The organism is Pseudomonas sp. G3-39, assembly GCF_054790485.1.
The window spans coordinates 5,257,102-5,279,877 of sequence record NZ_CP186497.1 but is presented as its reverse complement, the minus strand read 5'-3'; the positions used below and the strand labels follow the sequence as shown (position 1 = coordinate 5,279,877).

Here is a 22,776-nt window from a genome sequence, read left to right as displayed (position 1 = left end):
CGATGAAACTCAATGATCTGAGTCCAGCGCCGGGTTCCCGTCGCGAAAAGCATCGTCCGGGCCGTGGTATCGGTAGCGGTTTGGGTAAGACTGGTGGCCGTGGCCACAAAGGTCAAACCTCCCGCTCCGGTGGCACTATTGCTCCAGGCTTTGAAGGCGGTCAACAGCCGCTGCATCGTCGCCTGCCGAAGTTCGGTTTCGTTTCCCTGAAAGCCATGGACCGCGCAGAAGTGCGTCTGTCCGAGCTGGCCAAAGTGGAAGGCGACATCGTCACCGTGCAGTCCCTGAAAGATGCCAACGTGATCAACGTCAACGTACAGCGTGTGAAAATCATGCTGTCCGGTGAAGTGACTCGCGCTGTCACTATCGGCAAGGGAATCGGCGCCACCAAAGGTGCGCGTGCGGCTATCGAAGCAGCTGGCGGCAAGTTCGAGGAATAAATGGCTAAGCAAGGTGCTCTCTCTGCGCTCGGCAAAGGCGGTATGTCTGAACTCTGGGCTCGTCTGCGTTTTCTGTTCCTGGCGATTATCGTCTACCGAATAGGCGCACACATCCCGGTTCCAGGTATCAACCCGGACCGACTCGCAGACCTGTTTCGACAGAATGAGGGGACCATTCTTAGCTTGTTCAACATGTTCTCCGGCGGCGCGCTGGAGCGGATGAGCATCTTTGCACTGGGGATCATGCCGTACATTTCGGCATCGATCATCATGCAACTGATGACCGCCGTCAGCCCGCAGCTGGAGCAGTTGAAGAAGGAAGGTGAAGCTGGCCGTCGCAAGATCAGCCAGTACACCCGCTACGGCACCGTCGTCCTCGCTCTCGTTCAGGCTATTGGCATGTCCATTGGTCTGGCGGGGCAGGGCGTTGCGTTCACTGGTGACTTTGGCTTCCATTTCGTCGCGGTATCCACTTTTGTGGCTGGTGCGATGTTCATGATGTGGCTGGGTGAGCAGATTACTGAGCGTGGTGTAGGCAACGGTATCTCGATGTTGATTTTTTCGGGTATCGTCGCCGGTCTTCCGAGAGCAATCGGGCAGTCTTTCGAGTCTGCGCGTCAGGGTGATATCAATATCTTCGCCTTGGTTGCCATCGGTTTGCTGGCAGTAGCGATTATCGGTTTCGTGGTGTTCATTGAGCGTGGCCAGCGTCGTATCGCTGTTCACTACGCCAAGCGTCAGCAGGGCCGCAAGGTTTTTGCTGCGCAGACAAGCCACTTGCCGCTGAAGGTGAACATGGCCGGTGTTATTCCGGCTATTTTCGCGAGCAGCATTTTGCTGTTCCCGGCTTCGTTGGGTGCCTGGTTTGGTCAGTCTGAAGGTATGGGCTGGTTGCAGGACATCTCGCAGTCGATCGCTCCTGGTCAGCCGTTGAATATTCTGCTGTTTAGTGCAGGGATTATTTTCTTCTGCTTCTTCTATACGGCGTTGATGTTCAATCCGAAAGACGTAGCGGAAAACCTGAAGAAGTCCGGTGCCTTTATTCCGGGCATCCGTCCAGGTGAGCAGTCTGCACGCTATATTGATGGCGTTCTGACTCGCTTGACCATGTTCGGTGCTCTTTACATGACGGCCGTGTGCCTGTTGCCCCAATTCCTGGTGGTTGCAGCAAACGTTCCGTTCTACCTTGGCGGGACCTCGTTGCTGATCGTGGTCGTGGTTGTGATGGACTTCATGTCCCAAGTACAATCGCACCTCGTTTCGCACCAGTACGAATCCCTGATGAAGAAAGCCAACCTGAAGGGTTACGGCAGTGGCATGTTGCGCTGAGTACCCATAAGGTTCGAGGAGTTGGTGATGAAAGTTCGTGCATCGGTGAAAAAGCTGTGCCGTAACTGCAAGATTATTCGCCGCGAAGGTGTTGTTCGAGTAATTTGCAGCGCGGAACCGCGTCACAAACAGCGCCAAGGCTGAGTGTGATTGTGCTTCAAGCCCGGCAGCTAGTGCGCTGCCGGGTTGATTATTTGTTATTACAGCGATATTATCTCGCGCCCTATTTCTTGGCTTCCGGGGCGTAGGTAGCTGTCAATTGGAGTCCCACTGAATGGCCCGTATTGCAGGCGTTAACATTCCAGATAGCAAGCATACTGTTATCTCGCTGACCTACATCTATGGTGTCGGTCGCACTACTGCGCAGAAAATCTGTGCAGACACTGGGGTAAACCCAGCAGCAAAGATCAAAGATCTGAGCGACGAGCAAATTGAACAGCTGCGTGGCGAAGTGGCGAAGTTCACCACTGAAGGTGACCTGCGTCGCGAAATCAACATGAAAATCAAGCGCTTGATGGACCTCGGTTGCTATCGCGGTCTGCGTCATCGTCGCGGTCTTCCAGTACGCGGTCAGCGTACCAAGACCAACGCGCGTACCCGTAAAGGTCCGCGTAAGCCGATCCGCAAGTAATCGCCCCAGCGAATCGACAGGAATTTAATCATGGCAAAACCTGCTGCTCGTCCTCGTAAAAAAGTTAAAAAGACAGTGGTTGATGGCATCGCCCACATCCATGCTTCTTTTAACAACACCATCGTGACCATTACCGACCGTCAAGGTAACGCTCTTTCCTGGGCTACCTCCGGTGGTTCGGGTTTCCGCGGTTCCCGCAAGTCCACTCCGTTCGCTGCTCAAGTAGCTGCTGAGCGTGCTGGTCAAGCTGCGCTGGAATACGGCCTGAAAAACCTCGACGTTAACGTCAAGGGTCCAGGTCCAGGTCGTGAATCCGCAGTCCGCGCTTTGAACGGCTGTGGCTACAAGATCGCCAGCATCACCGACGTGACGCCAATCCCGCACAACGGGTGCCGTCCGCCGAAGAAGCGCCGCGTGTAATCCAGGAGATTGTAAAGAATGGCTCGTTACATTGGTCCAAAATGCAAACTCGCTCGTCGCGAAGGCACCGATCTCTTCCTGAAGAGCGGCGTGCGCGCGATCGAATCGAAGTGCAACATTGAAGCAGCACCTGGTATCCACGGCCAACGCCGCGGTCGCCAGTCCGACTACGGCACCCAACTGCGTGAAAAGCAGAAGGTTCGTCGTATCTACGGCGTTCTCGAGCGTCAGTTCAGCGGCTACTACAAAGAAGCTGCTGGCAAGAAAGGTGCAACCGGTGAAAACCTGCTGCAACTGCTCGAATGCCGTCTGGACAACGTTGTATACCGTATGGGCTTTGGTTCGACTCGTGCCGAATCCCGTCAGCTGGTATCGCACAAGTCGATCAGCGTTAACGGTCAGACCGTAAACGTTCCGTCGTATCAGGTTCGTGCTGGTGACGTGGTCGCAGTTCGCGAGAAAGCAAAAAACCAACTTCGCATTGTCCAAGCTCTCGATCTGTGTGCCCAACGTGGCCGCGTAGAATGGGTAGAAGTAGACACTGAGAAGAAGTCGGGCGTTTTCAAGAACGTTCCTGCTCGCAGTGATCTGTCCGCCGACATCAACGAAAGCCTGATTGTCGAGCTCTACTCCAAGTAAGGGCTAGAAAATAGGTGCATCCATGCAGATTTCGGTAAATGAGTTCCTGACACCCCGCCACATTGATGTGCAGGTTGTCAGTCCAACCCGCGCCAAGATCACTCTCGAGCCTCTCGAGCGTGGTTTTGGCCACACCCTGGGCAACGCGCTGCGCCGCATCCTGTTGTCCTCAATGCCCGGCTGCGCAGTAGTCGAGGCCGAGATTGACGGTGTGCTCCACGAGTACAGCGCCATCGAAGGTGTACAGGAAGACGTAATTGAAATCCTGTTGAACCTTAAAGGTCTGGCCATCAAGCTGCACGGTCGTGACGAAGTTACGCTGACCTTGTCGAAGAAGGGTTCGGGGGTGGTTACCGCTGCCGATATTCAGCTGGATCATGATGTCGAGATCGTTAACCCCGATCACGTAATCGCTAACCTGGCGTCTAACGGCGCCCTGAACATGAAGCTCACCGTAGCTCGTGGTCGTGGTTATGAACCAGCCGACTCGCGTCAGAGCGATGAAGACGAAAGCCGCAGCATTGGTCGCTTGCAGCTCGACTCTTCGTTCAGCCCGGTTCGCCGTATCGCATACGTGGTGGAAAACGCCCGTGTCGAGCAGCGTACCAACCTGGACAAGCTGGTTATTGATCTGGAAACCAACGGTACCCTGGATCCTGAAGAGGCTATCCGCCGCGCTGCAACCATCCTGCAACAGCAGTTGGCTGCGTTCGTCGACCTCAAAGGTGACAGTGAGCCAGTGGTTGTCGAGCAGGAAGACGAGATCGATCCGATCCTGCTTCGCCCGGTTGACGATCTGGAACTGACTGTACGTTCGGCTAACTGCCTTAAGGCGGAAAACATCTACTACATCGGCGACCTGATTCAGCGTACCGAAGTAGAGCTGTTGAAGACTCCGAACCTGGGCAAGAAATCCTTGACTGAAATCAAGGACGTTCTGGCCTCCCGCGGTCTGTCCCTCGGCATGCGCCTCGACAACTGGCCGCCTGCAAGTCTTAAGAAGGACGACAAGGCGACTGCCTGATCGTCGTAATCACCGAACGTAGTGTTTGGTAAGGAATGAACCATGCGTCATCGTAAAAGTGGGCGTCACCTGAGCCGCACCAGCTCGCACCGCAAGGCCATGTTCCAGAACATGGCGGTGTCGTTGTTCGAGCACGAGCTGATCAAGACTACTCTGCCAAAAGCCAAAGAACTGCGCCGCGTTGCCGAGCCGCTGATCACTCTGGCCAAGACAGACAGCCTGGCTAACCGCCGTCTGGCTTTCGACCGTACTCGTTCGAAAGCTATCGTTGGTAAGCTCTTCAACGACCTGGGCAAGCGTTACGCTACCCGTGAGGGTGGCTACCTGCGCATCCTCAAGTGCGGCTTCCGCGCTGGCGACAACGCGCCTATGGCGTACGTCGAGTTGGTTGATCGTGCTACTGCTGGCGAAGCTGTATCCGCCGAGTAAGACGTCAGTCTGAAACGAAAAACCGGGCCTAGTGCCCGGTTTTTTGTGCCCGCAAGAAATGCGCTGTTCGTACAAGCTTCTGACATTGTTGTGTTGCCACTATGTGCACGGAAACATAATTAGTAATTATCTATCGATGACTGCAAGTTAATGAATTTGTAGGTGTCTCATCGATGATCAATACTTCCCAGCAAGCCGATTAGCCGGCAGTTTCAAGACTGACAGAGGAAGAAGACCGTATGAGCCAGATCAAAACGCTTACGACCGCCAGTGGCGCACCTGTCGCCGATAACCAGAATTCTCGCTCCGCCGGCCCCCGTGGCCCGCTGCTGCTCGACGATTTTCATCTGATCGAGAAGCTTGCCCATTTCAACCGTGAAAACATTCCTGAGCGCCGCGTGCACGCCAAGGGCTCGGGTGCTTACGGTACGTTCATCGTGACCCGTGATATCACCGAATACACCAGCGCCAAACTGTTTGAGGCCGTGGGCAAGCAAACGCCAACGTTCTTGCGCTTCTCCACTGTAGGCGGCGAACGTGGCTCGGCTGACACTGAACGTGATCCACGTGGGTTCGCCCTCAAGTTCTACACCGAAGAGGGCAACTGGGACATCGTTGGCAACAACACCCCTGTTTTCTTCATTCGTGATCCACTGAAGTTTCCCGACTTTATCCACACGCAGAAACGTCTGCCGCAGAGCAACCTGAAAAGCGCCCAGATGATGTGGGACTTCTGGTCGCATTCGCCGGAAGCACTGCATCAAGTGACCATTCTGTTTTCGGATCGCGGCATTCCCGATGGCTACCGTCACATGCACGGCTTCGGCAGCCACACCTACAGTCTGATCAATGCAAAAGGTGAGCGTCACTGGGTGAAGTGGCACTACAAAACCAAGCAAGGCATCAAGAACCTGGCACCGGCCGATGCTGCGCGCCTGGCGGGTACCGATCCGGATTACGCTCAGCGTGATCTGTTCGAAGCCATCGAGCGTGGCGACTTCCCGAAATGGCGCGTATGCATTCAGATCATGACCGAGGCTCAGGCTGCAGCGCACTATGAGAACCCGTTCGACGTGACCAAGACCTGGTCGCAAAAGGAGTTTCCGCTGATCGAAGTCGGCGAACTGGAGCTGAACCGCAACCCGCTGAACTACTTTGCCGAGGTCGAGCAAGCCGCATTCGGTCCGAGCAACATGGTGCCAGGTGTCGGTCTGTCGCCGGATCGCATGCTGCAAGGCCGCGTGTTCGCCTACGCCGATGCACATCGCTATCGCGTGGGCACAAACCACCAACAATTACCGGTGAATGCGCCGCGCAGCCCGGTGAATACGTACCAGCGCGACGGCTCGATGGCCTTCGGCAGCAATGGTGGTGCAGCACCTAACTACGAACCGAACAGCTACATTGAATCACCGAAGCAAGCTCCGCACTACGCCGAGCCTGCACTGGCATTGAGTGGTGCTGCTGACCGTTACGATCATCGCGAAGACACCGATTACTACAGCCACGCCGGTGCGCTGTTCCGTCTGATGAGCGACGAGCAGAAAGCCTTGCTGGTCAGCAATATCGCCGGCGCCATGAGCGGTGTTTCACCTGATGTGGTTGATCGTCAGTTGCAGCATTTCTATAAGGCCGATCCGGCGTATGGAGAAGCAATCGCAAAGCTGCTCGACGTACAGCTTAACGAAGTCTAAACGAGAAGCAGAACCGCCCTCATTGGGGCGGTTTTTGCGTTATTTAGGCTGGTTTTCTCAGAATATCTTCGCTTTTATTGCGCGAAACGGGGTGACCTTCCGGTCAGCTTGGTTCAAACTACAGACTTTCAAGCAGGGAGATGTAGGGCGATGCAAGGCCACCCAGACGTAATCGATTACCTCAACACGTTGCTGACCGGCGAACTGGCCGCGCGTGACCAATATTTTGTTCACTCGCGGATGTATGAGGACTGGGGTTTCACCAAGCTCTACGAACGAATCAACCACGAGATGGAAGAAGAGGCCGGTCACGCCGACGCACTGATGCGCCGGATCCTGATGCTCGAAGGCACACCGCGCATGCGCCCGGACGATCTCGACGTCGGCACCACCGTCCCGGAGATGCTCGAAGCAGATCTGCGTCTCGAGTACAAAGTCCGCGCCGCTCTGTGCAAAGGCATTGAGTTGTGCGAGCAGCACAAGGATTATGTCAGTCGCGAAATCCTGCGTGTTCAGCTCAACGACACTGAAGAAGATCACACCTACTGGCTGGAAAAGCAGTTGGGCCTGATCAAGCTCATCGGTCTCGAGAATTACCTGCAATCTCACACCTGATTGCACAGACACAAAAAAGCCCCTGTCACGGTTGAAGTGACAGGGGCTTTTTCATGCCCGGAGATCAAGCCCGATCGCGAATCAGCAATGGCTTGAGGTAATGACCGGTGTGAGACTGCTTCATCTCGGCCACTTCCTCCGGCGTACCGGTGGCGATGATCTGACCACCCTTGGAGCCGCCCTCCGGCCCCAGATCCACCAGCCAGTCGGCAGTCTTGATCACGTCCAGGTTGTGCTCGATCACCACTACGGTATTGCCGTGGTCGCGCAGGCGATGCAGCACGTCGAGCAGTTGCTGGATATCCGCGAAGTGCAGACCGGTGGTCGGCTCATCGAGGATATACAGAGTTTTGCCGGTGTCGCGCTTGGACAGCTCGCGTGACAGCTTGACCCGCTGCGCTTCACCACCGGACAGCGTGGTTGCCGACTGCCCGAGCTTGATGTACGACAGGCCCACATCCATCAACGTCTGTAGCTTGCGTGCAAGCGCCGGTACCGCGTCGAAGAACTCCCGCGCCTCCTCGATGGTCATCTCGAGGGTTTCGTGGATGCTCTTGCCCTTGTATTTGATCTCAAGGGTTTCGCGGTTGTAGCGCTTGCTCTTGCACACATCGCACGGCACGTAAATGTCCGGCAGGAAGTGCATTTCCACTTTGATCAGACCGTCGCCCTGGCACGCCTCGCAGCGACCGCCCTTGACGTTGAACGAGAAACGCCCCGGGCCGTAACCACGGGAGCGCGACTCGGGTACACCGGCGAACAGTTCGCGGATCGGTGTGAACAGCCCGGTGTAGGTCGCCGGGTTGGAACGCGGCGTACGGCCGATCGGGCTTTGGTCGATATCGACGACTTTGTCGAGATGCTCCAGGCCTTTGATGCTGTCGTGCGCGGCCGCTTCCAGCGTGGTCGCACCATTGAGTGCAGTAGCGCTCAATGGGAACAGCGTGTTGTTGATCAGCGTTGACTTGCCGGAGCCGGAAACACCGGTCACGCAGGTCAGCAGGCCGATCGGGATTTCCAGATCGACGTTGCGCAGGTTGTTGCCGCGCGCGCCCTTGAGCGACAGCGTCAGCTTCTTGTTACGCGGCGTGCGTTTGGCCGGCACTTCGATCTTCACCCGCCCCGACAGGTATTTACCGGTCAGGGAATCCGGGTGCGCCATGACTTCGGCCGGCGTGCCTTCAGCCACGATCTGCCCGCCGTGCACCCCGGCGCCCGGCCCGATATCCACCACATAGTCGGCCAGACGAATCGCGTCTTCGTCGTGCTCGACCACGATCACCGTGTTGCCGATGTCGCGCAGGTGCTTGAGGGTGCCGAGCAACCGGTCGTTATCGCGCTGATGCAGGCCGATGGATGGTTCGTCGAGGATATACAGCACCCCGACCAGACCGGCGCCGATCTGGCTCGCCAGACGAATGCGTTGCGCCTCGCCACCGGACAGGGTGTCGGCGCTGCGATCCAGCGACAGATAGTCGAGGCCGACATTGACCAGGAACTGCAGACGCTCGCGGATTTCCTTGAGGATCTTGTCGGCGATTTCGCCGCGACGGCCGGTCATCTTCAACTCGCCGAAGTATTCGCAGGCATCGCCAATCGGCAGGTTGGTCACTGCCGGCAGGGTTTTCTCGCCAACCCACACGTGCCGCGCTTCACGGCGCAGACGAGTGCCGCGGCAATCCGGGCAAGCCTGGGTGCTGAGAAACTTGGCCAGCTCTTCGCGCACGCTGGCCGATTCGGTTTCGCGGTAGCGACGCTCAAGGTTCGGCACGATACCTTCGAACGGGTGCGAACGTTTGACGATGTCGCCGCGGTCATTGAGGTACTTGAAGTCGACATTCTGCGAGCCGCTGCCGTGCAGGATCTGTTTCTGCTGTTCGGCGGTCAGCTCGTTGAACGGCTTCTCAAGACTGAACTTGTGGTGCGAGGCCAGTGAGCCGAGCATCTGGAAATAATAGACGTTACGCCTGTCCCATCCGCGAATCGCGCCCTCGGCAAGAGTCAGTTCACCATTGACCAGGCGCTTGATGTCGAAGAACTGCTTCACGCCCAGGCCATCGCAGGTCGGGCAGGCGCCGGCCGGGTTGTTGAAGGAGAACAGCTTCGGCTCAAGCTCGCTGATGGCATGGCCGCAGATCGGGCAGGCAAAGCGCGCGGAGAAGATCATCTCTTCACCTGGCTCATCGTCCATCGGCGCGACCAAGGCAATGCCGTCCGCCAGCTTCAGTGCGGTTTCGAACGATTCGGCTAGACGCTGCTGCAGGTCGGCGCGGACCTTGAAACGGTCGACGATCACATCGATCGAGTGCTTCTTCTGTTTATCCAGTTTCGGCAGTTCATCGAGTTCGCAGATGCGACCGTTGACCCGCGCACGGACGAAGCCTTGGGCGCGCAGCTCTTCGAACACTGACAAGTGCTCGCCTTTGCGCTCGCGGATCACCGGCGCCAGCAGCATCAGTTTGCTGCCCTCCGGTTGCGCCAGCACCAGGTCGACCATCTGGCTGACGGTCTGAGCTTCCAGCGGAATATCGTGATCCGGGCAGCGCGGCGTACCGACGCGTGCATACAGCAGACGCAGGTAGTCGTAGATTTCGGTGATGGTGCCGACCGTGGAACGCGGGTTGTGCGAGGTCGACTTCTGTTCGATGGAGATCGCCGGCGACAAACCTTCAATGGTGTCGACGTCGGGTTTTTCCATCATCGACAGGAACTGTCGGGCGTAGGCCGACAGGGATTCGACATAGCGGCGCTGACCTTCGGCGTACAGCGTGTCGAAGGCCAGGGACGACTTGCCGGATCCGGACAGGCCGGTGATGACGATCAGTTTGTCCCGTGGCAGGGTCAGGTCGATGTTCTTCAGGTTGTGGGTACGGGCCCCACGTATCAGGATCTTGTCCAAAGTGGCCTCGCTCGGCGGGCGTCGAAAACGTAGGAGTATACGGGCAAATACTGGATGGATGCACACTATCAAACGAAGGGTTTTTTACCTTGCATGAAGAGAGTTTCATCTATACGCGTCATAGCGTCGCGATATACCCCGTCTTTCGATGGGACTGGTAGAATCGCCGCCGGTTCACACGAGGTTTTTCCATGCACGATCCCCACAGCGAACGCATGAGTGGCAGCGAGACCCGCGCAGCGAGCGGTCTGGCCCTGGTGTTCGCCTTCCGTATGCTTGGCATGTTCATGGTGTTGCCGGTACTGGCGACCTACGGCATGGACCTGGCGGGAGCGACCCCGGCCCTGATCGGGCTGGCGATTGGCGCTTACGGCCTGACCCAGGCGATTTTCCAGATTCCGTTCGGGATCATTTCCGACCGTATCGGCCGGCGGCCGGTAATTTTCCTCGGGCTGGTGGTCTTCGCCCTTGGCAGTGTGCTGGCGGCTCAGGCCGATTCGATCTGGGGCGTGATTGCCGGACGCATCCTGCAGGGCGCCGGGGCGATTTCCGCTGCGGTCATGGCACTGCTTTCCGACCTGACCCGTGAACAACACCGTACCAAAGCCATGGCCATGATCGGCATGACCATCGGTCTGTCGTTCGCCGTGGCCATGGTGGTCGGGCCGTTGCTGACCCGCGCGTTCGGCCTGTCCGGACTGTTCCTCGCCACTGGCGGCATGGCCCTGTTCGGGATCGTCATCGTGATGTTCATGGTGCCGAAATCCACCGGGCCGCTGAGCCATCGTGAATCCGGAGTGGCGCGTCAGGCCTTGATGCCGACGCTCAAACATCCCGATCTGCTGCGCCTGGACTTGGGCATTTTTGTGTTGCACGCGATGCTGATGTCGAGCTTCGTCGCGCTGCCGCTGGCGCTGGTGGAAAAGGCCGGTTTGCCCAAGGAGCAGCACTGGTGGGTTTACCTGACTGCGCTACTGATCTCTTTCTTCGCCATGATCCCGTTCATCATCTATGGCGAGAAGAAACGCAAAATGAAACGAATTTTGCTCGGCGCCGTCCTGACGCTGATGTTCACTGAGCTATTCTTCTGGCAGTTCGGTGGCAGCTTGCGGGCTCTGGTGATCGGTACGGTGGTGTTCTTCACCGCGTTCAATCTGCTGGAAGCTTCGTTGCCGTCGCTGATCAGCAAGGTTTCACCGGCAGGCGGGAAGGGCACGGCCATGGGCGTGTATTCCACCAGTCAGTTCCTCGGTTCGGCACTCGGCGGGATACTTGGCGGCTGGCTGTTTCAGCATGGCGGTCTGTCGGTTGTGTTCCTTGGATGTGCGGGTCTGGCTGCCATCTGGCTGGCCTTTGCTGTTACCATGCGCGAACCTCCCTACGTGACGAGCCTGCGCTTGCCGTTGTCGCCCGAGGCGATCCGCGAAGCGGGTCTGGTCGAGCGCCTCAAGGCCCTCGTAGGGGTAACAGATGCAGTGATAGTTGCTGATGAAGCAGCTGTTTACATCAAACTGGACAAAGAATTAGTGGATCGCGACACCCTCGAACGCCTGGTGAACAACCCGGCCGGGGCTGCTTGCGAAGCCTAGGAGAACGTTATGGCCCGTGGGGTTAACAAAGTCATATTGGTCGGCACTTGCGGCCAGGATCCCGAAGTTCGCTACCTGCCTAACGGTAACGCCGTGACCAACCTGAGTCTGGCAACCAGCGAACAGTGGACCGACAAGCAAACCGGTCAAAAGGTCGAGAAGACCGAATGGCACCGTGTTTCGATGTTCGGCAAGGTTGCGGAAATCGCCGGCGAGTACCTGCGTAAAGGTTCGCAGGTGTACATCGAAGGCAAGCTGCAGACCCGCGAGTGGGAAAAAGACGGTATCAAGCGTTACACCACAGAAATCGTGGTCGACATGCAAGGCACCATGCAACTGCTCGGCGGCCGTCCACAACAGGGCGACCAACAAGGCGGTGGCAACAACTACCAGCAGCAGGCGCCACGCCAACAGGCTCCGCGTCCGCAGCAGTCGGCTCCGCAACAGCGTCCAGCCCCGGCTCCACAGCAGGCTGCACCGCAACCGGCTCCGGATTTCGACAGCTTCGATGACGATATCCCGTTCTGATTCGCTGCTGCATCCACGCTGAATAAAAAAGGCCCGTCGTTCAACACGACGGGCCTTTTTTGTGGCGCAAGGTCCGCGATTACCACTGATCTCCTGTGGGAGCGGGCTTGCTCGCGAAGGCGTCGGGTCAGTCAAAGCATTTGTTGAATGGCAGTCCGCTTTCGCGAGCAAGCCCGCTCCCACAAATGCGGATGTGTGTTTCAGTCGAGGATCAGGTGCGGCAGAAACCGGCTTGAATCCTTGGTGATCAGACTGTTGTCTTCGCGCACGCCGATCCCCGCGGCCTGATCACCAATCACCCACGAGCCGACCAGGGTGTAGCTGTCGTCGAACTTCGGCAATGGCGCAAATTCCTGCAGGATGAACGGCGCATCGGTGTAGGGCCCGTCTTCTTTGACGATCAGACCTTCTGCCGTGTGCAGTTCGATATTGGCGCCTTCCCGGGAAAAGTACGGTTTGCGCACCCAACCCTTGGGCACCGCACTGGCCGGATTCGGATCAAGGTGCGCCGCCAGCAGGTTCGGGTGGCCCTTGTGCAGTTCCCATAGCAGTGGGAGTGCGCCTTTGTTCGACAGGATCGCTTTCCATGCCGGTTCGAAAAACTGTGTATCGCACTCGGCAATCGCCGCACCGAACGGCTCGTGGAAGATGAATTCCCAGGCGTGCAGTTTGAACAGGTGCGGGATCCAGCGATCCTCAAGGTCGACGAAGCGACCCTCGGCGGTCAGGCCGATGTCTTCGATGTCGATGTGCCGGGATTCGATGCCGACCTTTTCCGCGATCAGGCGCAAGTAGTCGGTGGTCCCCTTGTCTTCGACCGAGTCTTTCATCGACGCAAAGTAGAACGGCCGCTTGAGCTGCAACTCGGCAAACGCCTGGTGCAGCTTGGTATCGATGCTGTTGAACTGGTCGGCATGGCGCGGCAGCATCCCGCGCTCGATGCACTGCTCCAGCCAGCCCCACTGAAATGCCGCCGCCTCATAGAGACTGGTCGGCGTGTCGTAGTTGAGTTCCAGCAGCTTGGCCGGGCCGTTGCCGCTGTAGGAAAAGTCCATACGCCCGTACAGATGCGGATGACCTTCCAGCCAGGACGTGCGGATCATGTCGTAGTACGGCGCCGGGATGCTCAGGCGATCCAGCAGCTCTTCGCTGTGCACCACGCGGTCGACCAGGTCCATGCACATCTCGTGCAGTTCGGTGGTCGGGTCCTCCAGATCATTTTCGATCTGCGCGAGCGTGAACTGGTAGTAGGCGCTTTCGTCCCAGTACGGCTCGTCGTCGATGGTGTGGAACAGAAAGCCGAGGCTTTCGGCCGTCTGTTTCCAGTCGGGGCGCTCGGCGCAGTGGATCTTTTTCATGATCAGCTGCTCGAACTGCCCCAGCCGCCCCAACCGCTGCGCGCGGAAGACTGGCTGCCGAAGCCGCCGCGGGACGTCGACGAAGCGACGTTGACCGGTTTGCTCCGGGTGCTGTCGTAGCGGGTGTCGGTGCGGGTAGCCGGTGCCGATTCGATTCTGCGGTACTGCGTCGAAGTGTTGTAGGTCTGGCGCGTATCGCGATCGCGATAGACCGTGCGATTGGCGTTGTTGCTCATCGCATTGCCGATCAGCCAGCCCGTCAGCCAACCGTTGCCGCCGCCGGACGAGTGAGAAGTACTTTGTACGTTCTGCGCGGCGGCGGCTTCACCGGCAGGCATCTGCGCATTGGCAAGCGCATTCAGGTCCTGTGGCGCCTCGCCGTTCTGCGGCACCTTGAAACCGCCGAGCTTCGGCACGAAGCGGCCATCGGAGTTTTTCTGGCACCAGTCGGCGGCAAAGTCTGCGTCGCACTTGGCCTTGTCATCGTAGGCCGGCGCAATACGTCGGTGTTCGGTCAATGCCGCGACGTAGGCGGTGGAGCAGACGTCGGCGGCCACTTCGGCGCCGACGCACTCCTCGACAGATTGGAAGCGTTGCTGCTCCTGCGCGGTAACCTCGCCGGAAATCGCCAGCGCCACCGAAGCGGCGAGGGACAGTTGAACGTACTTGCTGCGTTTCATCGAAGGCTTCCTGCCGATCAGTTGGACGGGGTCATGCACGCGGCGTTGAGCATGCCGACGCTGATAGCCACCGCGGCCACGTAGATTCCCGAGGCGATTTCACCGTTGGCGATACGCTGCGACGTGCCCTTGAGCACCAGGCTTGTGGCGAGGAAGGCCAGCAGTTGCACCACCGCAGCAATTACCGCCCACAGCACGAAATCGAGAACGTTGACCGAAAACGCGATCACGTTGCTGGCCGGAATCGCGAAGCCGATGATCGCGCCCGCCAGAGCGATGGCGGCAGCGATGTTGCCGGAGCGAATCAGCTCGAACTCCTTGTGTGGCGTGATGCGGGTGTAGACGAACTGAAACAGCATGAACAGCAGCACGGCGCCGATCAGGTAGACGACGAAACCGACCAGTGCGGTCTTGTTCAGGGAAACGGCCAGCACTTCCAGCATGGAAAACTTCCTTATTTAAATGGTGCTCAAATCCGTCGTGTACAGCGAAATGCCCAGCGAGGTGCTCAGGCTGACGGTGCCTTCCTCGTCCTGTTCGACGGAGAACAGCAGCAATTCGCGGCGATCGGTCAGGCCGGTCTCGCGCGCGTAAAGCATGGAGTGGTGTTCGATGGTGTAGCTCTCGTCCGGGTTGACCACATGTTCGGTCATCGGTACGAGTTCGGTCTGGCCTTGTTCGGTGCCCCATTCGCGGCTGTACTGGACGCCGTCGTGGGTATAGATCGGCAGGCCGATCGGGCTTTCGGGGCCGGCGAGGCGCTGCAGCTCGGCGTCACTGTTGACGGTCACGTAGCTGAGGTAGTTGAACAGGGTGACCGACTCGATCTGGTCGTCACCGGTGACGTGGATTTGCAGCCAGAAGTCTTCGTTATTGAGGTAGTAGCGATGCAGCTTGTTGGATTGGCCGAGGTCGATCCAGCCGGCGCTCCAGATTGCCTCTGCCGCTGGAACCTGCACCGAGGTGCTGCCATCGAGCAGCAAGGCCAGAGTCGAATCGAATCGCACGCCTTTGCCTTGTGCCATCCCGAGTGGGCCACTGGCAACGTTTGGCGTTGGCGCAGCGGTCTGCCAGTTGCTGGTGCCCAGCAAGTCTTTGAACCATCCCATGGGTACATTCCTTGAGGCGGGTGGAGGTGTTCGTCGTAAAAAACGCCGCCAGTGTACCGGGCCGGGCGACGAACGACACGCCGTAAACCATGTGGGAGCGGGCTTGCTCGCGAAGGCGGTGTGTCAGGCAGCTAAAGTAATGACTGACAAATCGCTTTCGCGAGCAAGCCCGCTCCCACAGGTTTTTGTGCAAACGCTTACTGCGCGGACTTCTGCTTCAGACGCTCGAGGATCGCATTGGCGCTGCCTTCGTTCGGCGTGATGCCGGCGTCGCGCAGTTTGCGTTCCAGGTCATTGCCGGTCGAAGCGTCAGCCAGTTCATCGGCGGCACTCAGCTCGGCAGCGCGTTGCTGCTGCTTGGCCTGCAGACGGTTCAGCGTGCCGACGGCGGTTTCTAGCTTGCCGTTGGCACCGCCGCTGGCGATGGACGCGCTGACCTGCGCCTTTTGCACGCTTTCACGGGCCTTGGCCATGTCCACCTGCTGGCGCAGGCTTTTGATCCGCGACTCGGCCTTGGTGATGTCCTTGCGCATGTTTTCGGCGTAGGTGCCGAATTCGTCGCTCTGGGCTTTCTCGGCGGTCAGGTCGTTGGTCAGGGTCGAAATCGCTTCGGCCACTTCCATGGCCAAGTCTTCGCGGCCGGCGTTCAGCGCGGAAACCGCCTTGGCTTCCAGATCCTTGATCTTGGCGTCGTACTCGCTCACGCGGTCAGCGGCCAGTTTGTGCTTGGCCATGATAGTGACCAGCTCACGACGGGCATTCGACAGCGCGGTGTCGGCGTCGCGGATTTCCTGGTCGAGGATACGCAGGGCCTGTTGGTCGACGATCGCTTCGCCGACTTCATTGGCGCCGCCGCGCAGCGCGGTGAACAACTTGCTCCAGATGGACTGAGTCATTGGATATTCCCTGTTGATTACTTGAAGAAGTGTTCGAAGGCTTCGCTCGCGCGCTGCACGTTGTCGACCAGGGTTTTCACCTCGGTGACGACGTTTGTCAGGCTCGAGTCGGCGCTGAGGGCGCCAAACATGTTGTAAACGGTCTGACCATTGGGCATCGACTCGATGCCGATCGACGACAGCGGGAACATTTCCCGGCTGCGCAGCACGGCGTCGTTGAAGGCGCGCACGTCAGTGATCGAATCGATATCCACCAGCACGGTGTCGACGATGATCTGCTGACCGGCCACGGCGATGTGAATCGGCAGACCGCCGAATTCGTTCATTTCCAGCTTGATGCTGGGTTCGGAGCTCTGGATCAGAGACAGCGTGATCTCGTGCGAAGCCACCTCGTCCAGTGCCTTGAGGGCGTTGAAGAGGCTATCGATGTTCCAGTTGTTGCCTGCGCTCATGTAATTCTCCGACATGAATGAGCCAGCCAGAATCGGTTGGCGTAGCTGTTGCTCCATCTGCTTGAGCAAGCTTCGGTTTTCCGGAAGCACCCAAGTTTCGTGTTTCACATAACCGGCGGCAGCCAGGCCCGCGCGCATCTGCTTCATGTAGAAGCTCGACGGTTTTTTCGCGGACGGTTTCGAGCGCTCTCCCTTTGGGCTCTCTGACGCAACAGTGGGGGAGCGGCTTTTCATGGCAATGACTCCGTTATGAACATCTCACGCGTGAGCCACACTACAGCCAATTCAAAGTGCCATCAATGGCTCACGCGTGAGATCTTTTTGACCTGTCGAAATTTTTGATGAGGTGGTGGTCGCAAGCGTTGTCCCGGGTGGGAGTGTGTTTCTGATGAAACACTGATGTTTATGGTCTGGAAGGCGAATTTGTTCTCAAGTTTCTCGCAGTGATTTTTTATTGTTTAAGTATTGAAGATAATTCCTACATTGTTTTTGTATGTTTCCGTAAGAAGTAATGGCGGCACTTCGTAAAAGCGTAGGAAATGTATTTTGCGTGAGTAATATTAAGAAACAAGGTGAGTTCGCAACCACTGAAAACTTATTCTAGTTTTGGGGGTGTGCACATCTTCACCCCGGTGGAAACAGCTTCACCACCGGCCCTTCAACTTTTGAGGAAATCATTATGACTTTCGAAAAAGCATCTTCCGCTGGCGATTCTCAGATCGGCTGATCTGATCAGTAAGAACCGGGGTCTTAATGGCCCTGGTTCTTTATCAAGTTGTTTTAATAGCGATTGAGGCTCGAATATGAAGCTTTGTCTTAAACCGACGATTATTCCGTTCAAACTTGATGGTCAGGTCGTTTTGCGCTTTAACGGTCAATACGCAAAAATCCCCGACCCCCACGGTGCTGTCTGGGAGTTCGCCAAGGCACTTGATGGCCGTACACCCTATGAGGAGTTGATTACCCAGGTGGCAGGCCGTTATCCCGCGGTGGATCAGGACGAAATCCGTAGCGTTGCGCAGGATCTGATCAAATACCGGCTGGTCGAGAGTCCGGATGCCTTTGAGACGACTTCTCTTTCGGATCATGATCGCATCAGATTTTCCCGCAACATCGACTTTTTCGGGTCGATGGTGGCTGTGGGCGAGAACAAGTTCGCCTACCAGGAAAAACTGCGCGCGGCCAGGGTCTGCGTACTGGGCTGCGGCGGTCTGGGCACCCATATCCTGTTCGACCTGGTGGCGCTGGGTATCCACCATCTGACGATCCTCGATTTTGACACGATCGAGTTGAGCAATTTGAACCGGCAGATCCTTTACAAGGAAACCGACGTTGGCATGCCGAAGGTTGCAACGGCCAGGCGCAGGTTGCTTGAATTCAACAGTCACCTCGACATTACTGCTCACGAAACCCGCCTGCAGTCGGCGCAAGACGTCGCCGGCATCGTACGCGGTCACGATATTGTGATTTGTGTCGCTGATAAACCCGCGAACTACATGGCCGACTGGCTGAATGAGGCCTGCGTTGAACAGGGCGTACCCTTCATTTCAGGCGGGCTTGATGTACGGCGCTCGGTGTTTTATTCGGTGGTGCCTGGCTCCTCGGGCTGCGGTGCTTGCTGGCTGACGTCGGCGCGTAACAAGAGCAGCCTGGTGAACAGCGTTTCGACCATGGCCAAACAGCACGACATCACTTATGAGCATCCCGGCCCGGCTCTTGTGACTTTGGTGGCTGTCACCGCCGGGATGATGGTCAGCGAAACAGTCAAGATCATCACCGGCTGCCAACCGCCACAATTGACCAACAAGCTCAAGGAATTCACATTCGACGACCTGAACGTCAGCGTTGCTGAAGTCTGGCAGCAGAATCCGGACTGCACGGTGTGTGGACATCTCGCGAACGGGCAACGGTCGCGGCAGGCGGAGACTGTCTAGATGTTCAAACTCCTGGCTTCCTATGCCATCACGTCCATCTGTTCATGGGCCATCGCGTTTCTGATCCCGCTTTATGTTTATGAGCAGACCGGCTCCCCAGTCTGGACGTCGCTGGCTTTTTTCGCCGCGATGGCGCCCTACATACTGGTCACGCCCTTCGCCGGTGTGTGGAGTGATCGCTACAGCAAACGGCGTTTTCTGATCGGCGGTGATCTGATCAACATCGTCACCGGCTGCCTTATATATGCTGCTGTGAGTACGCTGTCCGGGAGCAGCTTGAGTATCACCCTGTTATTGCTGAGCTTTCTGCTGGCAAGCGTCGGTGCCACTCACCACCCGGTTTTCCAGAGTATCGCGCCAGCGCTGATTGAAGGCCCCAAACTTCATCGGTTCAATGCGATCGTCAATGCCAGTGACAACATCATTCGCATCGTTGCACCAATCAGCGTTGCAGCCTTGCTGTCCTTCAGTACCAAGGAGCAGTTGCTGATTGGCAGCATTGTCGGATTTGCGCTATCCCTGCCGCTTTGCTTCTTGCTGAAAGAGCAGGGTAAGCCTGCGCCTGCCACCACGCGGGTATTCACGGAAATCAAAGCCGGACTGCTGTATGTCATCCAGCAGCGAGAACTGTGTTCGTTTGTCATGCTGTTCTTTTTCTGCAATTTCGGTTTTGCCTTGATCGGTGCCAGCCTTGTTTATGTCTACACCACGCTACTGGCCGTGCCATTGAGTGATGTCGGCTATTACTACGGGCTCATTGGTGCAGGTGCCGTCGCCGGATCAGCTATGGGGGCGTTTCTGGTGAAGAGATATCCGGCCGGCATTCTTATCCGTCGAAGCTGTTTGCTGGCCGGGGTGTTCACGCTGATGGGGGCGATGGCCAACGATCCGTGGTCACTTTCGGCACTATGGGCGCTTTCTACCGGTTGCCAATCCGTGGTGGTCATCGCTTTTTTCACCTATCGCCAGCAAGTGGTTCCGCAAACCATTCTGGGGCGAACGGTGGGAGTTACACGGCTCATTGCCTACCTCGCGATTCCTCCCGCGAGCCTGCTGAGTGGATGGCTGTTACTGCATTTCTCGAGCAGTGCTGTGATTCTTGCGTCAGGCGGTCTGTGCATCATTTTCGCCTCTCTATGTGCTTACTTTCTGGCCAGGTTTGAGCGCCCGGTCATTTACAGTGATGCACAATGAATATGGTTTTGTAAGTTTTTCGGGGTTTCGGAATAACTGGAAAGTTGCGATCGGCTGGATGGCTGATAAAGAATTAAAAGGAATTTAAAGTTGGATGAAAACAAGGAGTTGAGTCGCGGCGATGGGGCGAAGGTTATTAAACTCATGACCGGAGGCACATTATGGGACCAATGGCTGGACGCTGATGCGTTAGATAGATTGGTTAATCATGAACTGTTGCTAGCAATGCAAAACGGTCATGTTTCTCTGCAGGGGATGCGTTACTTTCTGGTCCAGCATCATTACTACTCGCGAAACTTTACCCGCTTTCTGTGTGCGATCATCAATCGCCTCGAATCCCTTGACGACATCAAATTGCTGATGGAAAACATGCAGGAGGAAATGGGCATTGATGGTGACAACAAGCTCACACATGCCGAGTTGTTTCAAAGGTCGCTGCGGATCCTGGGCACCCATCCCTTGGCAGAATCGCCTTTACCTCAGACCGTGGATTTCACCCAATGCATCATGCAGCTTTGCCGCAGTGAAAATCCTGTCGAGGGCCTCGCAGCACTCTGCCTGGGAGCCGAAGCCATTGTGCCGCTGATTTACAAACCGATTCTGCTGGCACTGGAGGGACTGAATGTCAGTGAGGAAGGCCTGGAGTTCTTTCGCCTGCATATCGAAGAGGATGAGGACCACGCGATTACCATGCTGGGAGTTCTGCAACGCCTGACTCACCAGACGCCTGAAGCCAAGCGGCTTGCGATTCAAATCGGGCGTCAGGCTATGCTCAAACGTTGTGTCATGTTCGATGCCATCTGGAAGGAAGTCAGTCAGCAGTAGCTGGCGACCCGTTTCGTGCAAATTGCCGCGGATTCGCTGGCAGTCGTGCAGATTGAAACAGGCCTGATGCCACCACCCTAGGTCCAAGCGATTGATTCATAGGGTATTCCTGGCCCCAGGCGATTGGCTTGATCTCTGCACTTCTCTCATTACATTCATCAAGTGGCTTGAAGGGGGACGCATGACCCCGATGTCGAGCAGGAAAGTGGTCGTCGCCCATTCGGTTCGGGTCGGGGCGCCGCAACATGAAGTGCAGACCAACAAGGCACTTGCCCGCTGGCTGGCGCAGATTCTGGGACTCAGCTTCGGCGGAAGTTTTGACCCGAAGAAGCATCGCGGTCGCGATTTGTATTGGCTGCCGACCCAGACCATTGTTGGCCCGGCCAGCGTGCGCAATCTGGGTATCAAGGGCCCGGGTGATTTGTGGGGCGGGTACGTCGAACACGATTTCATTTGCACCAAAGCCATCAGCCACGGCTTGCGCAGTCATCTGGCTCACGCGCCACAAGGTTGGGCGCCGCAATTCTCCGAGCGCGTGCGCGATGTGGTGCTCGACGGCTTGACGGTGTTTGCCGTGGAAGATGCGAGGCCCGCCGCCGAGCATTTGCTGTACAGCGGGCCGATCCGCCTGAAGCCGATTCACGCCTGCGCCGGTCGTGGCCAGGAAGTTATCAACAGTCTCGACGCGTTCGATGAAGTACTGGCCCGTGCAGAAGCGGAAGCGTTGTTTCGCGATGGCGTGGTGCTCGAACAGGACTTGAGCAAGGTCTTCACCCACAGCGTTGGACAGTCATTCATCGGCGACAAAGTGCTTAGCTACTGCGGTGATCAATACTTGACCAAGGATGCCCATGGCGAAGACGTCTATGGTGGTTCGAATCTGTTGGTAGTGCAGGGCGGCTACGAAGATCTGCTGGCGCTGGACTTGCCGGATGACGTGCGACTGGCCATCAAGCAGGCGCAGATTTTCGACCGGGCGGCGGATGAGGCTTATCCAGATTTCTACGCCTCCCGGCGCAACTACGACATTGCCCAAGGCCTGGACAGCAATGGCAAACCCCGCAGCGGGGTGCTCGAACAATCCTGGCGCATGGGCGGTGCCAGCAGCGCTGAATTGGCCGCGTTGCAAAGCTTCGTCAATGATCCGCAGATGCCCGCGATCCGCGTGTCGACCGTAGAAACCTATAGCGATCAAAGCCTGCCGGCGGACGCCATCGAAATCTATCGCGGGCCAGCGGAGAACAGCGACTTCCTTCTCAAATACGTAACGGTCAAATCTTATGACGGCTAGAAGCGAAAGCATTCAGATCGACATTGATGATGAACAGATGAGCGGGACGTTTCTCAGTCCAAAATCGAAAGTCCCCGGCGTGTTGTTTGTGCACGGTTGGGGCGGTAGCCAGGAGCGTGATCTTGAACGCGCCAAGGGCATCGCCGGTCTCGGTTGTGTATGCCTGACCTTCGACCTGCGCGGCCACACCGGTGGCACGGGCATTCCGCTGACCCGGGTCACGCGCGAAGACAATCTGCGTGACCTGCTCGCAGCCTACGACCGCCTGCTGGCGCATCCGGCGCTCGACACCTCGGCGATTGCGGTGGTTGGCACCAGTTATGGCGGTTACCTGGCTTCGATCCTCACCTCGTTGCGTCCGGTGCGCTGGCTGGCGCTGCGGGTACCGGCGCTGTATCGCGACGAGCAATGGCACACGCCCAAGCGTGAACTGGACAAGGCCGACCTGCGCGACTATCGGGCGACGTTGGTCCGTGCAGACAGCAACCGTGCGCTGCACGCCTGTTCGCAGTTCACCGGGGATGTGTTGCTGGTGGAATCGGAAACTGACGATTACGTGCCCCACGCAACGATCATGAGTTACCGCGCCGCCTGTCAGCAGACGCATTCGCTGACGCACCGGATCATCGACGGCGCCGACCATGCCTTGAGCGAGCCGGTTTCGCAGCAGGCCTATACTTCGATTCTGGTGGACTGGATTACCGAGATGGTGGTGGGTGAGCGGTTGAGCATCATCCAGTCCACATGATTTGTTGTGGCTCTTCGGACGCCTTCGCGAGCAAGCCCGCTCCCACATTTGG

24 protein-coding genes are annotated in these 22,776 nt (G+C 57.4%); 17 read left to right on the top strand and 7 right to left on the bottom strand.

The genetic code is table 11. The features are described from left to right. The first annotated feature begins 2 nt into the window (after positions 1 to 2). The 10 genes from rplO (at position 3) to bfr (ending at position 7,221) form a co-directional block, all read left to right on the top strand. Positions 3 to 440, top strand: a complete 438-nt coding sequence (rplO, locus tag ACOYXG_RS23830) for a 50S ribosomal protein L15 (RefSeq protein WP_003228720.1) — start codon at positions 3 to 5, stop codon at positions 438 to 440. Next, positions 441 to 1,769 carry a preprotein translocase subunit SecY gene (secY, locus tag ACOYXG_RS23825; RefSeq protein ID WP_003228718.1) on the top strand — a complete coding sequence of 443 codons (1,329 nt, stop codon included), beginning with the start codon at positions 441 to 443 and terminating at the stop codon, positions 1,767 to 1,769. Positions 1,770 to 1,796: 27 nt separating this feature from the next. After that, positions 1,797 to 1,913 carry a 50S ribosomal protein L36 gene (gene rpmJ, locus ACOYXG_RS23820; RefSeq protein WP_002555468.1) on the top strand — a complete coding sequence of 39 codons (117 nt, stop codon included), beginning with the start codon at positions 1,797 to 1,799 and terminating at the stop codon, positions 1,911 to 1,913. A gap of 130 nt (positions 1,914 to 2,043) precedes the next feature. Then, positions 2,044 to 2,400, top strand: a complete 357-nt coding sequence (gene rpsM / locus ACOYXG_RS23815) for a 30S ribosomal protein S13 (RefSeq protein WP_460354348.1) — start codon at positions 2,044 to 2,046, stop codon at positions 2,398 to 2,400. 30 nt (positions 2,401 to 2,430) lie between these two features. Then, on the top strand, positions 2,431 to 2,820 hold the full coding sequence (gene rpsK / locus ACOYXG_RS23810; protein ID WP_002555466.1) for a 30S ribosomal protein S11: 390 nt from the start codon (positions 2,431 to 2,433) through the stop codon (positions 2,818 to 2,820). Between the two features lie 18 nt (positions 2,821 to 2,838). Then, entirely contained in the window at positions 2,839 to 3,459 is a 621-nt protein-coding gene (gene rpsD, locus ACOYXG_RS23805; RefSeq protein ID WP_003176404.1) for a 30S ribosomal protein S4, read from the top strand. A gap of 22 nt (positions 3,460 to 3,481) precedes the next feature. Then, on the top strand, positions 3,482 to 4,483 hold the full coding sequence (locus ACOYXG_RS23800; RefSeq protein WP_003186012.1) for a DNA-directed RNA polymerase subunit alpha: 1,002 nt from the start codon (positions 3,482 to 3,484) through the stop codon (positions 4,481 to 4,483). A gap of 42 nt (positions 4,484 to 4,525) precedes the next feature. Then, positions 4,526 to 4,912 carry a 50S ribosomal protein L17 gene (gene rplQ, locus ACOYXG_RS23795; RefSeq protein WP_003176402.1) on the top strand — a complete coding sequence of 129 codons (387 nt, stop codon included), beginning with the start codon at positions 4,526 to 4,528 and terminating at the stop codon, positions 4,910 to 4,912. A 239-nt stretch (positions 4,913 to 5,151) separates the two neighbouring features. Next, complete coding sequence (locus ACOYXG_RS23790) at positions 5,152 to 6,606, top strand: catalase (protein ID WP_097089412.1); 1,455 nt, start codon at positions 5,152 to 5,154, stop codon at positions 6,604 to 6,606. 150 nt (positions 6,607 to 6,756) lie between these two features. Further along, complete coding sequence (bfr, locus tag ACOYXG_RS23785) at positions 6,757 to 7,221, top strand: bacterioferritin (protein WP_003228714.1); 465 nt, start codon at positions 6,757 to 6,759, stop codon at positions 7,219 to 7,221. Between the two features lie 64 nt (positions 7,222 to 7,285). On the opposite strand, the gene uvrA is transcribed toward bfr, so the two are convergent. Beyond that, entirely contained in the window at positions 7,286 to 10,120 is a 2,835-nt protein-coding gene (uvrA, locus tag ACOYXG_RS23780) for an excinuclease ABC subunit UvrA (protein WP_460354344.1), read from the bottom strand. A 191-nt stretch (positions 10,121 to 10,311) separates the two neighbouring features. Here uvrA and ACOYXG_RS23775 point away from each other — a divergent pair, with 191 nt between their 5' ends. Together ACOYXG_RS23775 and ACOYXG_RS23770 are read left to right on the top strand one after the other, a co-directional pair. After that, positions 10,312 to 11,709: an MFS transporter gene (locus ACOYXG_RS23775; protein WP_460354341.1), complete on the top strand. Its 1,398-nt coding sequence runs from the start codon at positions 10,312 to 10,314 to the stop codon at positions 11,707 to 11,709. Positions 11,710 to 11,718: 9 nt separating this feature from the next. Then, a complete protein-coding gene (locus ACOYXG_RS23770) occupies positions 11,719 to 12,237 on the top strand; it encodes a single-stranded DNA-binding protein (protein ID WP_007966163.1) in 519 nt (172 codons plus the stop codon). A 200-nt stretch (positions 12,238 to 12,437) separates the two neighbouring features. On the opposite strand, the gene ACOYXG_RS23765 is transcribed toward ACOYXG_RS23770, so the two are convergent. The 6 genes from ACOYXG_RS23765 to ACOYXG_RS23740 all read right to left on the bottom strand — a co-directional run bounded on the left by ACOYXG_RS23765 (position 12,438) and on the right by ACOYXG_RS23740 (position 16,966). Further along, positions 12,438 to 13,595, bottom strand: coding sequence for a glutathionylspermidine synthase family protein (locus ACOYXG_RS23765; RefSeq protein WP_096796347.1), 1,158 nt, complete (start codon positions 13,593 to 13,595; stop codon positions 12,438 to 12,440). A gap of 2 nt (positions 13,596 to 13,597) precedes the next feature. Then, positions 13,598 to 14,275, bottom strand: coding sequence for a DUF1190 domain-containing protein (locus ACOYXG_RS23760; RefSeq protein ID WP_027614248.1), 678 nt, complete (start codon positions 14,273 to 14,275; stop codon positions 13,598 to 13,600). Between the two features lie 17 nt (positions 14,276 to 14,292). After that, positions 14,293 to 14,718 (bottom strand): DUF350 domain-containing protein, encoded by a 426-nt coding sequence (locus tag ACOYXG_RS23755; RefSeq protein WP_095139066.1) that lies wholly within the window; start codon positions 14,716 to 14,718, stop codon positions 14,293 to 14,295. A gap of 15 nt (positions 14,719 to 14,733) precedes the next feature. Beyond that, entirely contained in the window at positions 14,734 to 15,384 is a 651-nt protein-coding gene (locus tag ACOYXG_RS23750) for a DUF2491 family protein (protein ID WP_103367214.1), read from the bottom strand. A gap of 197 nt (positions 15,385 to 15,581) precedes the next feature. After that, on the bottom strand, positions 15,582 to 16,280 hold the full coding sequence (locus ACOYXG_RS23745; RefSeq protein WP_097089407.1) for a PspA/IM30 family protein: 699 nt from the start codon (positions 16,278 to 16,280) through the stop codon (positions 15,582 to 15,584). 17 nt (positions 16,281 to 16,297) lie between these two features. Then, positions 16,298 to 16,966: a YjfI family protein gene (locus ACOYXG_RS23740; protein ID WP_041074461.1), complete on the bottom strand. Its 669-nt coding sequence runs from the start codon at positions 16,964 to 16,966 to the stop codon at positions 16,298 to 16,300. 569 nt (positions 16,967 to 17,535) lie between these two features. Between ACOYXG_RS23740 and ACOYXG_RS23735 the strand changes: the two genes are divergently transcribed. From ACOYXG_RS23735 to ACOYXG_RS23715, 5 genes are all read left to right on the top strand, one after another. After that, positions 17,536 to 18,666 carry a HesA/MoeB/ThiF family protein gene (locus ACOYXG_RS23735; RefSeq protein WP_460354336.1) on the top strand — a complete coding sequence of 377 codons (1,131 nt, stop codon included), beginning with the start codon at positions 17,536 to 17,538 and terminating at the stop codon, positions 18,664 to 18,666. Then, a complete protein-coding gene (locus ACOYXG_RS23730) occupies positions 18,667 to 19,860 on the top strand; it encodes an MFS transporter (protein ID WP_097089403.1) in 1,194 nt (397 codons plus the stop codon). 90 nt (positions 19,861 to 19,950) lie between these two features. Further along, a complete protein-coding gene (locus ACOYXG_RS23725; protein WP_460354334.1) occupies positions 19,951 to 20,685 on the top strand; it encodes a TenA family transcriptional regulator in 735 nt (244 codons plus the stop codon). A 181-nt stretch (positions 20,686 to 20,866) separates the two neighbouring features. Continuing rightward, positions 20,867 to 21,976 (top strand): DUF3182 family protein, encoded by a 1,110-nt coding sequence (locus ACOYXG_RS23720; RefSeq protein ID WP_115988787.1) that lies wholly within the window; start codon positions 20,867 to 20,869, stop codon positions 21,974 to 21,976. Next, positions 21,966 to 22,724: an alpha/beta hydrolase family protein gene (locus ACOYXG_RS23715; RefSeq protein WP_027614239.1), complete on the top strand. Its 759-nt coding sequence runs from the start codon at positions 21,966 to 21,968 to the stop codon at positions 22,722 to 22,724. Before ACOYXG_RS23720 ends, ACOYXG_RS23715 begins: the two co-directional genes overlap by 11 nt. Positions 22,725 to 22,776: the final 52 nt, after the last annotated feature.

Bases quoted from the DNA above. Each gene is read 5' to 3' on its own strand.
- rplO (WP_003228720.1), top strand. From the start codon at position 3: ATGAAACTCAATGATCTGAGTCCAGCGCCGGGTTCCCGTCGCGAAAAG.
- secY (WP_003228718.1), top strand. From the start codon at position 441: ATGGCTAAGCAAGGTGCTCTCTCTGCGCTCGGCAAAGGCGGTATGTCT.
- rpmJ (WP_002555468.1), top strand. From the start codon at position 1,797: ATGAAAGTTCGTGCATCGGTGAAAAAGCTGTGCCGTAACTGCAAGATT.
- rpsM (WP_460354348.1), top strand. From the start codon at position 2,044: ATGGCCCGTATTGCAGGCGTTAACATTCCAGATAGCAAGCATACTGTT.
- rpsK (WP_002555466.1), top strand. From the start codon at position 2,431: ATGGCAAAACCTGCTGCTCGTCCTCGTAAAAAAGTTAAAAAGACAGTG.
- rpsD (WP_003176404.1), top strand. From the start codon at position 2,839: ATGGCTCGTTACATTGGTCCAAAATGCAAACTCGCTCGTCGCGAAGGC.
- ACOYXG_RS23800 (WP_003186012.1), top strand. From the start codon at position 3,482: ATGCAGATTTCGGTAAATGAGTTCCTGACACCCCGCCACATTGATGTG.
- rplQ (WP_003176402.1), top strand. From the start codon at position 4,526: ATGCGTCATCGTAAAAGTGGGCGTCACCTGAGCCGCACCAGCTCGCAC.
- ACOYXG_RS23790 (WP_097089412.1), top strand. From the start codon at position 5,152: ATGAGCCAGATCAAAACGCTTACGACCGCCAGTGGCGCACCTGTCGCC.
- bfr (WP_003228714.1), top strand. From the start codon at position 6,757: ATGCAAGGCCACCCAGACGTAATCGATTACCTCAACACGTTGCTGACC.
- ACOYXG_RS23775 (WP_460354341.1), top strand. From the start codon at position 10,312: ATGCACGATCCCCACAGCGAACGCATGAGTGGCAGCGAGACCCGCGCA.
- ACOYXG_RS23770 (WP_007966163.1), top strand. From the start codon at position 11,719: ATGGCCCGTGGGGTTAACAAAGTCATATTGGTCGGCACTTGCGGCCAG.
- ACOYXG_RS23765 (WP_096796347.1), bottom strand. From the start codon at position 13,595: ATGAAAAAGATCCACTGCGCCGAGCGCCCCGACTGGAAACAGACGGCC.
- ACOYXG_RS23760 (WP_027614248.1), bottom strand. From the start codon at position 14,275: ATGAAACGCAGCAAGTACGTTCAACTGTCCCTCGCCGCTTCGGTGGCG.
- ACOYXG_RS23755 (WP_095139066.1), bottom strand. From the start codon at position 14,718: ATGCTGGAAGTGCTGGCCGTTTCCCTGAACAAGACCGCACTGGTCGGT.
- ACOYXG_RS23750 (WP_103367214.1), bottom strand. From the start codon at position 15,384: ATGGGATGGTTCAAAGACTTGCTGGGCACCAGCAACTGGCAGACCGCT.
- ACOYXG_RS23745 (WP_097089407.1), bottom strand. From the start codon at position 16,280: ATGACTCAGTCCATCTGGAGCAAGTTGTTCACCGCGCTGCGCGGCGGC.
- ACOYXG_RS23740 (WP_041074461.1), bottom strand. From the start codon at position 16,966: ATGAAAAGCCGCTCCCCCACTGTTGCGTCAGAGAGCCCAAAGGGAGAG.
- ACOYXG_RS23735 (WP_460354336.1), top strand. From the start codon at position 17,536: ATGAAGCTTTGTCTTAAACCGACGATTATTCCGTTCAAACTTGATGGT.
- ACOYXG_RS23730 (WP_097089403.1), top strand. From the start codon at position 18,667: ATGTTCAAACTCCTGGCTTCCTATGCCATCACGTCCATCTGTTCATGG.
- ACOYXG_RS23720 (WP_115988787.1), top strand. From the start codon at position 20,867: ATGACCCCGATGTCGAGCAGGAAAGTGGTCGTCGCCCATTCGGTTCGG.
- ACOYXG_RS23715 (WP_027614239.1), top strand. From the start codon at position 21,966: ATGACGGCTAGAAGCGAAAGCATTCAGATCGACATTGATGATGAACAG.